We start from the raw sequence: 11,523 nt of genomic DNA, 5'->3' as shown, positions 1-11,523 counted from the left end.
TTGGCTTATTTACCATTTTATATCACCCCAGAGGAGTTAGCCCTTAAGCAGAAGAAGCAGGAACAACAATTCTATGAGGGAGATAACGTACACACTTGGAAAAAATATGACGTAGAGGAGAGCTTTAGATACAAGTTTTTATGCCTTTCTATTGCTCCTGTGATCCCATTCCTAATTTTTACTTTTTTTGTTGGTTTTTGGGATGGTAGCTGGCTCCAACACTTCGCTTCAATTTGCGTGGTATTATTCATATTTTCAATTAGTTATGTGACATTGGGGCTCGACTTTAAATATAACTACACGTTTTCAGATAAAGGTTTCATAGTAAAAAAACGGCGTAATATTCCTAAATGGATGAATACGGCAACACAAGTTGTTGGCTGGTTTGGAGTTGTCGTATGTATATTTATGGTCTTATCTGTTGGCCCAATAGCCTTTTTAGGGGCTGGGGGATTTATCTTATTATCATTTGGACTCATAAAACGTAGACCAGATGAAATAACTGAAATTAAAGTCGGCGAGCGTGAAGATTGGCTGTTCGCCTACTACAACAAAAAGCGTAAAGTAATCCGCTTCTACCACAAGTATGACGAGTGCTCTAAACGAGATTTAAAGAAAAACACCGTCTTCAGAGCTCAAACTCGTGGTTATAGCTACATATTCTTTAGGACTGTTCAAGACCTTGATGCAATGCTAGATACTCTTTCAAACAAGTACGGCATTGAATGTATTGATTTTCCAGACCATAAAGCGTTTTTTGAAGGAAGACCTGAGCCTCGAATTGAAGATATCCCTTCTCGTAGCCTTGAATTTCCGGTAGCCGATACCTTTGACCTGAGAGCTAAAAACACCCCGCTTCCTGAATGGCGACGTATATATAACGGCAAGTGGCAAACCGAATCTGAGATTGAAAAATCTAAATCTGAACTAACAACAGCCAAGGAGTAACCCTTGGCATATTCACCATTTTATATCACCCCAGAAGAGTTGGCGGTTTATCAAGAGGCTCAAGAGCAAGAAATCAGCTCAGGTAGCAATGTTTTACGTTGGAGTGTTGTAAACGTCGAGATGCCTTCTCGATACATCCACCTCTATTTTACTCTCGTAACCTTGTGTGTCTGTATTGCGATATTTTTTGCCTTAGCAAACTTTGAACGAACCGATGACACAATTTTCTTAGCGTCTGTTTTGTCATTTTGCTCCATGCTTTTTTATTTTCTGATGAGGTGGGGGCTTTTAAAGCGATACCATTATGTTTTTTCAGAAAAAGGGCTTGTTACTAAATCTCGTAGTACCATTCCGAAATGGATGAACAGCGCTAGTCAAGCAACGGGCTGGATTGGGGTTACTATTTGTATATTAATGGTAACTGTCGCTGGCCCAATGGCTCTCGCTGGCGCAGGCGCTTTTATTTTGGTCTCATTCAAAATGCTTAAACGCCAACCCGAAGAGCGCACAAATATCAGAATTGCAGAGCGTGAAAATTGGCTATTTGCTTACTACAACAAAAAACGCAAGGTTATTACTCTCTATCATAAGTATGACGATTGCGATTACAGAGATGTAGCGAAAACGACCGTTAATCGATGCCATAATCGCGGTAGGAGTTTTCTATTTTTTAAATCAACCAATGACTTAAAAAGAGTACTGGAAAAGCTCTCTGAAGAGTATCAACTTAAATGTACCGAATTCGAGGATATCAAAGCCTTGTTCAATGCTTATTCACCTGACGACTTGCTCTCGGAACCAGCAAGAAGCCTAGAGTTCCCCCTGGATGATACGTTTGAACTTAGAGCTCAAAACGCACCTATCCCTGAATGGGAATACCTTTACAACGGCAAGTGGCAAACCGAGTCTGAGATTGAAAAATCTAAATCTGAACTAACAACAGCCAAGGAGTAACCCTTGGCTTATTTACCTTTTTTCATCACCCCAGACGAGTTTTCGGCTTATCAAGAAGAGCAAGAACAACAGATCCTGAAAGGGAATAATCTGACAGTCTGGCACAAGTACGATATTGAAGAACCTTTTCGATACTTATACTTATCGATTGCTATAGCCGCAGTCAGCCCATTATTTGTTCTTACCTATTTCCTACATGATAGTAGCGAAATGATCTTAACTTACATTTTGTCGGGTCTAACGATAATTATGTCTGGTGTGTCTTATCTGACATTTGGTTTGGACAATCGTTATGACTACACCATATCCGAGCAAGGTATGGTCTTGAGAAAGAGACGTGATCTCCCTACTTGGGTGAACTCAGCAGCGCAAGTGATGGGTTGGTTTGGAGCAGTAGTCTGCGTATTTATGGTAATCGCAGTAGGACCAATGGCTCTAGTCGGTGCTGGTGGATTTATTTTAGTTTCATTTCGCATGCCGAAGCGCCAACCTGAAGAAGAAACTGAAGTACGAGTGGGGCTTCGCAAAGATTCATTGTTTGCTCAATACAACAAACAGCGAAAACTCATTGTGATTTATCACAAATTTGACGACTGCTATTTCTTTGACATTGAGCATACAGAAATCAGTCGAAACCAAACTCGTGGTCGAAGTTATATATTTTGTAAAACTGAATCAGAAGTGGATTACTTGTTGAAGTTGTTAGTTAACAAGTGGAACATCGAATGCTCTGAAGAAAACAATATTAAACAGCTTTTCAATACAGACCTAATGTACGAAAAACTTCAAGATATTCCAGTAAGAGGAACTAAATATCTACTAAGCGAAGTAGATAGCCTGAGAAATCAGAATGCCACATTACCCGAACTAAAATACTTGCGTGGTGACTTATGGCTAAGCGAAGCGGAAATCGACCAACGCAAAGCAGAACTGAATACAACCAAGGAGTAACCCTTGGCTTATTTACCTTTTTACATCACGCCAGAAGAATTTTCGGCCTACCAAGAAGAACAAGAGCAAGAAATTCTAAAGGGGATGAACCTCACAACCTGGCATAAGCACGATATTGAAGAGCCTTTTCGATACTTATACCTATCGATTGCTATAGCCGCTGTCAGTCCATTATTTTTCCTTACCTATTTCCTACATGATAACAGTGACATGATCTTAACTTACATTTTATCGGGTATGACGATAATCATGTCTGGTGTATCTTATCTGACATTTGGGTTGGACAATCGTTATGATTACACCTTGTCCGATCGCGGGTTGGTTATAAAAAAACGACGTAATTTACCGAATTGGGTAAACTCTGCAACTCAAGTCATGGGCTGGATTGGAGCTATTGTATGTATATTGATGGTTGCGTTTGCCGGACCTGTGGTTCTTGTCGGAGCCGGGGGGTTTATACTGGTTTCGTTTCGAATGCTAAAGCGACAACCAAATGAGGAGACTGAAGTACTTGTGGCTCTCCGTGAAAATTGGCTTTGTTGTGAATACTGCAAAAATAGAAAAGTAATCGAACTATATCATAAACACGATGACTGCTCGTACCAAGACACTGCTAAAACAACGGTAACAAGATACCACTCTATTGGAAGTTCCTATCTATTCGTCTCTTCACCAAAGCAATTAGAGGAAACCTTAAACATGCTTAATCAAGAGTTTGAACTGGATTGTAAAGAAGTCCAAAAAGCGAAAGACTTATTCGATTTCTCGAAACTTCCAGAAATATACAAAACAACGCCATTCCGCGGGACACATTACCCGTTAGAAGCAGTGGGAACGTTACGAACATCAAACGCTCCATTACCTGATTTAGAATATATATCTTCAATTTTAGCCAAGGAGTAACCCTTGGCATATTCACCATTTTATATCACCCCAGAAGAGTTGGCGGTTTATCAAGAGGCGCAAGAACAACAGATCCTGAAAGGGAATAATCTGACAGTCTGGCACAAGTACGATATTGAAGAACCTTTTCGATTCTTATACTTATCGATTGCTATAGCCGCAGTCAGCCCATTATTTGTTCTTACCTATTTCCTACATGATAGTAGCGAAATGATCTTAACTTACATTTTGTCGGGTCTAACGATAATCATGTCTGGTGTATCTTATCTGACATTTGGTTTGGACAATCGTTATGATTACACCTTGTCCGATCGCGGATTGGTTATAAAAAAGCGACGTGATTTACCGAATTGGGTCAACTCTGCGACTCAAGCCATGGGTTGGATTGGAGCAATAGTTTGTGTCGTGATGGTTGGGGTTGCTGACCCCATGGTTCTTGCCGGAGCTGGTGGGTTTATATTGGTTTCATTTGGTATGCTTAAACGACAGCCTGATGAAGCAACAGAAGTGAGAGTAGGCGAACGAGAAGATTGGCTTTTTGCGGACTACAACAAGAAAAGGAAAGTGATTCAGTTCTATTTTAAGCAGGACATATGCAGATATCGAGATACTGCTCATAAGACTATCTTTCGCTCACAGGATAGATCAGATTGTTATGTTTTCTTTAAAACTGAAGCGGATTTAGAATCCATGGTCGCGCAACTGTCAAAGGTCTACAAACTGGATTGTACAGAGGTAGATGACCACAAAAAACTGTTTGAATCGAAGCCAGAATCAAGACTGTTTAGTATTCCAGTTTGTAGTAGAAAATATCAAACCGATGAGGTATTTGATTTAAGGGCGTCAAATGCCCCGCTTCCAGAGCGAGAGTACCTATACAACGGCAAGTGGCAAACTGAGTCAGAAATTGAACGCTTAAAAGCAGCTGGTGAACAGCAAGCCACTCCTGCTTCATAGTTCAAAACAAGCATTAAAAAGGGCTCCAGAAACAACTCTGGAGCCCTTTTGTTTTGTTTGATTTACGTGGACAGCTAACTTATTTCGCTACGTTACCTGCAACGTTTAGTGCATCCCATGTACGTGCGAATGGTGGTGCGTAGCAGAAGTCCATGTAACCTAGTTGCTGTGTGGTCATCTTCGCAGTGATGGCAACAGCGAGTGCATTGATTCGCCCTACTGCGCCTTTCTTGCCCACGATTTCACCGCCAAGCAATACATTGGTTTCTGGGTGGTAAACCAGCTTCACTTTAATGTCTTCTTGACCTGGGTAGTAGTCGGTTTGGTTCTTATCTGAAATGGTTGAAACCTTCACTTCCAAACCGTGTTCTTTAGCTAGAAGTTCCGATACGCCTGTGCATGCCAGTTCGTAGTCCAGCACTTTCAAGCAAGACGAGCCCAAGAAACCACTCATGTAAGTGTCTTTGCCAGCAAGTTTGTCAGCCATCATGCGCGCTTGCTTATTCGCTGTGGTTGCCAGTGGAACATACACTGATTTGCCCAGCGCCATGTGGTGAACCACTGCACAGTCGCCAGCAGCGTAAATGTGTGCATCTTCTGTTGCGCCAAACTCATCCACTAACAATGCGCCGTTCGCTGCTTTTGGTAACTCGAATGCTTCTGTGTTTGGTTTAAAACCAAGTGACATGATCACAACGTCTGCTTCTACATTGCCATTGTTGGTTTCTACGATGTAACCGCCCTGCTCTGCGTCGCGAATGGCTGATACGCTACAACCGGTTTTTAGCTCAGCACCAGATTCGCGAATCGCGCCTTCTACCACTTCAATCATTTCAGGGCTGAACTGACGACTCATCACGTGTTGTTCACGCTCAATGATGGTGACGTGCTTACCTAGTAGGTGCGCAGCATCGAACACTTCAAGACCGATAAAACCACCGCCAATCACACAAATGCGTTGTTTGTTGCTGTCCTTAAGCGCTTCTTTTACTGCCAAACCATCTTCCATGCTGGTTAGCGTGTATACGTGCTCTGGGTTGAACTCTCCAAACGATGGCACGATTGGACGCGCGCCCGTGGCAATCACCAACATATCGTAATCGATGGTGCTTTCTTCACCTTGGTGACGAACTTTGATCTGCTTTTCTGTGCGGTCTAGTGCCACCATTTCAGTTTCAATGCGCACGTCTAAACCAGATTTAATCGCTTGTTCTGGCGTACGAGAAATCATGCGCTCAGTGTCATCAAACATGCCACCAGCAAAGTAAGGTAAGCCACACGCTCCGAACGAGATGTAATCGCGCTTATCCAGCACAATCACTTCATCTGATGGCTGATTACGTTTGTATTTCGCTGCGAAACTCATACCTGCAGCGCTACCGCCTACGACAACAACTTTCATATTTATTACCTAAATAACCTGAACTCAGGAAAAACGGAGAGCACCCACGTTGGGTGCTCTTTATTAAGTTTGGAAATTAGACTGCAGCTTCTTTTGACACTGTTGCAGCCACATCTGCGTTGTATTGCTCAGTGTTTAGTGAGCCATTCTTCTTCGCGGTTAGCACGCCTGACAACATTGAGCCAGAAATGTTAAGCGCGGTACGAGCCATGTCGATAAGTGCTTCGATAGAAACCAGAATCGCCACAACCGTAATGTCTAGACCCATGATAGTCAGTACTGCTACTGCTGCGAACGTTGCACCGCCACCAACACCTGCGATACCGAATGAAGCAATCGCGATGACAGCAATCAGTTGTAGGATGAAGCCTAGGTCAACTGGCATGCCCATTACTTGAGCCGCCATGATAGCTAGCATTGCTGGGTAGATACCCGCACAACCGTTCTGACCGATACTGGTACCGAATGTTGCTGACATGTTTGCTGTTTCTTCGTCCACACCTAGACGTTGAGTTTGAGTTTCAACGTTTAGTGGGATTGCCGCCATGCTTGAGCGAGAACCGAAGCCAAATACGAGCACTGGCCAGATTTTCTTCATGAACTTCGCAGGAGACAGACCGAACAAAGACACCATCACGAAGTGGATAGCGAACATTACACCGATTGCCACGTAGCTTGCTAGTAGGAATCGACCCATTTCTGCTAGTGCGAACAAATCGTTTGTCATCATGAACGTAGTCATCAGAGCAAATACACCGTAAGGCGTCAGCTTCAGAATTTCACGTACCATTGAAAGCACTACTTCTTTTGCTGAGTTGATGAAATCAACAAAGTTTTGCACTTTCTCTGGCTTACGGTTTTTCACTTGCAGGATACAGTAGCCAAGGAACATACCGAACAGGACGGTCGATAGCGTCGAAGTACGTTGAGAGCCCGTTAGCATGTCAAAGATGTTCGTTGGGATGATAGACAGAGCCATACCTGACAGGCCGCTGCTCGCCATCGCATCTTGCGTTGCAATCAGAGAGTCGCCACGCGCTTCAATAGCGCTGTTAGTGCCGATAGTGCTCACTAGTGCGTTTGCATCGATACCGAACAGGTAAATACTTGCGATGCCCACTGCAGCAGAAATAGCACAAGTGAAAAGTAGAATACCGATGATTTTTGGTGCGATACGCGATAGTGCACCGCCGCCTTCTACGTTCATGATCGAAGAGATCATCGCCACAAATACTAGTGGGATTACGATCATTTGTAGAAGCTTGATGTAGCCTTTACCGAACACAGAAATCAGTTCAGCAAAACCTGCCGTTGCAACGTTGCCTACGCCGAATACGAGCTGAATTGCACCGCCGAATAACAGGCCAGCAGCAAGCGCACTCAGTACGCGGAAGTTAAAGCTTTTCTTTTGTTTTTTGAAGTTCGCAAGTAATGCGTAGAACCCAAAGAACAGGATGCTCAATCCAATAAATGAAACGCTCATGAGAATCTCCTATTGATACCCATTTATGTCCGAAAATCGGTTACTTTTTGTATGCAATGGCTTCAACTTCAACCAATGCGTCTTTTGGTAGTCTTGCTGCTTCAACGCAAGAGCGAGCGGGTGCGTTTTCTGTACCAAATACCTCTGTGTACACTTCGTTAAAGGCGGCGAAGTTTTCCATGTCTGATAGGAAGCATGTCGTCTTCAATACTGTGTCTAGACCCGCACCGCTTGCTTCTAGAACTGCTTTTAAGTTTTCTAGTGACTGACGAGCTTGTTCTTTGATGCCGCCTTCAACAAATTGCATGGTTTCTGGAACCAGTGGCAACTGACCTGATGTGTAAACCATGTCGCCATAAGCTGTGCCTTGAGAGTAAGGACCGATAGCTGCTGGTGCTTGTTCAGTGGCAATAGTTTTTTTCACGATACAACTCCTAAGTGATTAATTTTATTCTGATTTAAATTCTCGGATAAACTTGTAAACCGCCTGACGGCTAATCCCAAGTTGCTCTGATACTTGTGTCGTCGTTTCTTTTAGCTCAAATACACCGTTATCAAACAAACAACGAATAATGGCTTTGTTACGACCTTTAGCTGAAACCGTCTCATCTTGGTCAACCTCTTGCGTGGCAGCACTTAACGCTTGCTTGATGACATCATTGGCGTTGTTACTGAAGGTCTCACTGACCAAGGTTTGTGATACGTGACACTGTGGCATCAGCGTCTTGACGATCTCAGGGAATGGGAAAGATAAATTCATGTTGATACATAGCATGCCAATCGGCTTTTGCTCTGGACCAGCCAAAATGCACGTGGTCGATTTCAGTAGCGAACCATCGGCGGCATTGGTGAAATAACTCTTCGGAGAGACCTCGCCCGTTTTCTCGAAGGTGCTCCACATACGTAAGCCCAAATCAGTGATTGGCGAGCCAATTTCACGCCCAGTATGATGACCATTTACAATCTTCACGACTGAATTTTCTAAGCTTTCAAATGAATGAATAACGACTTCGCAATACGGTCCGATCAAGTCGGCGATTGTATCTGCCAAGCGAAAATAGTTGCTTAAACATGCTCTGTCTTCGTCGGTGAATCTAACTTGCTTTACGCTCATCATTTCGGTTTACATTTTTGAACTCAATGACTAAAAACTACTCCTTTCGGGTAGGTTCAGCAATACAGAGTAAACTTCTGTAAACCGCAGACTCACGCTCAAAACACCAGCAAAAATCGAATAAATGATCAAAATCACGCACAATAGTTGAACAAGATCACCAAAAACATATGAATTTGGTTTAATTTCTTAAACCTTGTCAAAGTTTAAATATTTAAAATCAAAGATTGCATTTTTGAATACTTTAATGATCTAGAACAAGTTCTAAGATTCAGTAAAAACCACACACGGTAAATTCTCATTCTACATGCAAGTTGATTTATAAAATCAACTTCAATCAAAACGCTCAAACCACGACACAAGATGAATAAAATTTCATCTCACATACCCAATTTGTATATCTAAGTCACCTTGAGATATGTGGGCGTACAATCGACTTGTTTCCATTCCATACCTATAAGACGAATCTGAATTTAAAAAGACGCAGATACAGAAGAAAAAATTGGACAGGTTATTTAGGACATAAAAAAACCGAGCGCTCGATGCGCTCGGTTCGATAAAACTATAGGGTAGTAAAAACAAACTAGGAAAGCTTGAATTTACTGAGCTCTCCGTGAAGATCGCCAGCTTTGACCGTCAACTCGTTACTGATTTCAACCGATGATGTCATGGTGTCCATCACCTCTACCGCCGTATCGTTGATGATCACAACATTGCGGTTGATCTCTTCTGAAACGGAGCTTTGCTCTTCAGCTGCAGAAGCAATCTGATTGTTCATGTCATTGATGACTTCAATCGCTTGGTTGATTTCAGACAGAGCCAAATGCGCTGCTTGAGTCTCGCCCTTGGTATCAATGGCTTGTTTCTGACTTTGCTCCATCAACACGACAATAGATTGTGTCTCTTGTTCTAAGCGAGCCAACATAGCGCGGATTTCTTCTGTTGAACCTTGAGTACGATTTGCTAGATTTCGAACTTCATCCGCTACTACTGCAAAACCTCGACCCGCTTCACCTGCACGTGCCGCCTCAATCGCTGCATTCAGTGCCAACAGGTTGGTTTGTTCAGCAATGCCACCAATCTCACTCAAAATACCCTGAATCGCGGTACTAGAATCGACCAAGTTTTGCGTTTGCTGCTGTGCATCGTTGACTTGCATCGCTAAGTTATCGACCGCACTCGCCGCATTGTCCATGCGTGTCATGCCATTTAGGCTGTTGCTTTGCACTTGGCTTGCTGCGGCAGCCGCTTGAACCGCAGAGTTTGCAACTTCTTGCGCGGTTGCACTCATCTCATTGATTGCAGTTGCCAGTGAATTCACTTCATTCACCTGCGCGTTGAGTTGATCACGAGATGCCGCTGCTCGCGTCTGACCTTCTGTGGCGTTCTTATCTACCTGATCTGCCGTGCTCATTACCGTCAACAACATTTCTTGCATACGGGATAAGAAAGTATTGAACCAGTGGGCAAGCTGCGCTGTTTCATCTTTGCCTTTCACTTCAATGCGGTAGGTCAGATCGCCTTCGCCTTGTGCCGCATCTTTAAAGCGCTCAACTAAGTTATTGAGCACTTTACCTAAAGAGCTGGCAATAAACGCCATAGCAGCAATACCTAAAAGAGCAGCGATGATCCCCGCCCACACACCTTTTTCAAGCGCTTTTGTATTCTGCTCATCACTCCATTGTTGGTAGGTGTCGACGCTTTTTGTAAGATAGTTGCTGGGAACTGACACCATGACTACCCACGGAGCATCACTCGTTTCAATTGACGTAATCGCATATTCGTCACCACCAAAAGTAACGAGACCAGCGCCTTTTTCTTTCGCGATCGACTGAATGTTTGCCCACTGTGCTGCAAGCTCAGAAGACACCTTCTTGCCTACCATTTCTGCATCACGACTGTTTGCCAATGTAATGCCTTTCCATGATGTGATAAGGATTTTTCCTTGTCCTTCAAACAGCTCTCGTGCAAACAACTCACTCTGACTTTGCAGCTCGTGTAGCGAGAGATCAAAACCGAGTGAGCCAATGATTTTACCATCCTGCTTAATTGGCTGACTGATGGTAGTGATCAACTCTTGTTTACCACGAACTGGATAAAAGTACGGCTCCATTACGAAAGTTTTGCCTGTTTCGTAAGGCATTAAGTGCCAATCGTCTTTACGCTCACCGTTGTTGTTTAACTCCGTATTACTAAAGCTCTCCATTGCGACAGCGTCAAAGCTATTCTTATCGTTTGGAGAGAAGAAAGGTGCGAGGTAGCCTTGGCTGTTAAAGCCGATTTCAGGACTAAAAGTCGTTTGCTGTGACCATGTTTTGTCTTGCCAAACCATATAACCAGCAAATACGGCTTTGTTTTGTGCTTCTAATGCGGCAGTAAACTGTTTAACAATAAGATCTGCGCTCGCATCTGTCTCTGCACTTAGCTCAATAATCGAACGTACTTGTTTAAGGTTTGCCAACACAGGATCGAGTTGGTTGGCTACATTCAAACCTTGCTGAATTGCGGTATTTTGCAAGTCGGTGTTGGTCGCATCTGTTAACTGCGTTTTGACCTTCTCGTTCACTTGTTTGTTTACATCGGTAAATGCGTTTGTGGTCATTCCCATGGCAATAAGCAAAGTGAAAGCCATCGCTCCACCAGCGCTGACCGCAATTCGCGTTCGTATACTGTTAAACATAGAAACCTCTGTAACTAAAAATAAGTTGGCGTTAGTTTTTGAAATATCGTGGATTTTAAACAACAGAAGTGAACAGGAGGCGCCAAGATATGAACAGAAAAAGAACAGAAAGATCAATTTTATTAACAGAA

The 11,523-nt window shown here is 43.2% G+C and carries 10 protein-coding genes; 5 read left to right on the top strand and 5 right to left on the bottom strand.

Annotated features, from left to right (window positions below; translation table 11 throughout):
- Genes QMY49_RS03890 through QMY49_RS03870 form a run of 5 tightly spaced genes read left to right on the top strand, consistent with a single transcriptional unit; the run spans nt 1 to nt 4,713 of the window.
- Nucleotides 1-948 (top strand): hypothetical protein, encoded by a 948-nt coding sequence (locus QMY49_RS03890; RefSeq protein WP_283312875.1) that lies wholly within the window; start codon nt 1-3, stop codon nt 946-948.
- Between the two features lie 3 nt (nt 949-951).
- Complete coding sequence (locus tag QMY49_RS03885) at nt 952-1,902, top strand: hypothetical protein (protein WP_283312873.1); 951 nt, start codon at nt 952-954, stop codon at nt 1,900-1,902.
- A gap of 3 nt (nt 1,903-1,905) precedes the next feature.
- A complete protein-coding gene (locus QMY49_RS03880; protein ID WP_283312871.1) occupies nt 1,906-2,853 on the top strand; it encodes an APC family permease in 948 nt (315 codons plus the stop codon).
- A 3-nt stretch (nt 2,854-2,856) separates the two neighbouring features.
- Complete coding sequence (locus QMY49_RS03875) at nt 2,857-3,756, top strand: APC family permease (protein ID WP_283312868.1); 900 nt, start codon at nt 2,857-2,859, stop codon at nt 3,754-3,756.
- A gap of 3 nt (nt 3,757-3,759) precedes the next feature.
- Complete coding sequence (locus tag QMY49_RS03870) at nt 3,760-4,713, top strand: hypothetical protein (RefSeq protein ID WP_283312867.1); 954 nt, start codon at nt 3,760-3,762, stop codon at nt 4,711-4,713.
- Nucleotides 4,714-4,792: 79 nt separating this feature from the next.
- Here the strand turns inward: QMY49_RS03870 and QMY49_RS03865 are convergent, their stop codons facing one another.
- The 5 genes from QMY49_RS03865 to QMY49_RS03845 all read right to left on the bottom strand — a co-directional run bounded on the left by QMY49_RS03865 (nt 4,793) and on the right by QMY49_RS03845 (nt 11,392).
- Nucleotides 4,793-6,115 (bottom strand): CoA-disulfide reductase, encoded by a 1,323-nt coding sequence (locus QMY49_RS03865; protein ID WP_110414834.1) that lies wholly within the window; start codon nt 6,113-6,115, stop codon nt 4,793-4,795.
- A 76-nt stretch (nt 6,116-6,191) separates the two neighbouring features.
- Nucleotides 6,192-7,598, bottom strand: coding sequence for a cation:dicarboxylate symporter family transporter (locus tag QMY49_RS03860; protein ID WP_005444993.1), 1,407 nt, complete (start codon nt 7,596-7,598; stop codon nt 6,192-6,194).
- 40 nt (nt 7,599-7,638) lie between these two features.
- On the bottom strand, nt 7,639-8,022 hold the full coding sequence (locus QMY49_RS03855) for a RidA family protein (protein ID WP_283312861.1): 384 nt from the start codon (nt 8,020-8,022) through the stop codon (nt 7,639-7,641).
- A gap of 24 nt (nt 8,023-8,046) precedes the next feature.
- Nucleotides 8,047-8,715, bottom strand: coding sequence for a helix-turn-helix transcriptional regulator (locus QMY49_RS03850; protein WP_005444988.1), 669 nt, complete (start codon nt 8,713-8,715; stop codon nt 8,047-8,049).
- A 580-nt stretch (nt 8,716-9,295) separates the two neighbouring features.
- The gene (locus tag QMY49_RS03845) at nt 9,296-11,392 is read right to left on the bottom strand and encodes a methyl-accepting chemotaxis protein (RefSeq protein WP_283312859.1); all 2,097 of its coding nucleotides are present in this window, start codon (nt 11,390-11,392) and stop codon (nt 9,296-9,298) included.
- Between the last annotated feature and the right edge of the window lie 131 nt (nt 11,393-11,523).

Source organism: Vibrio harveyi (assembly GCF_030060435.1).
In the GTDB taxonomy this organism is placed as follows: domain Bacteria; phylum Pseudomonadota; class Gammaproteobacteria; order Enterobacterales; family Vibrionaceae; genus Vibrio; species Vibrio harveyi.
Note: the sequence above shows the minus strand (reverse complement) of the source record. Positions and strands in the feature narration are given on the sequence as shown.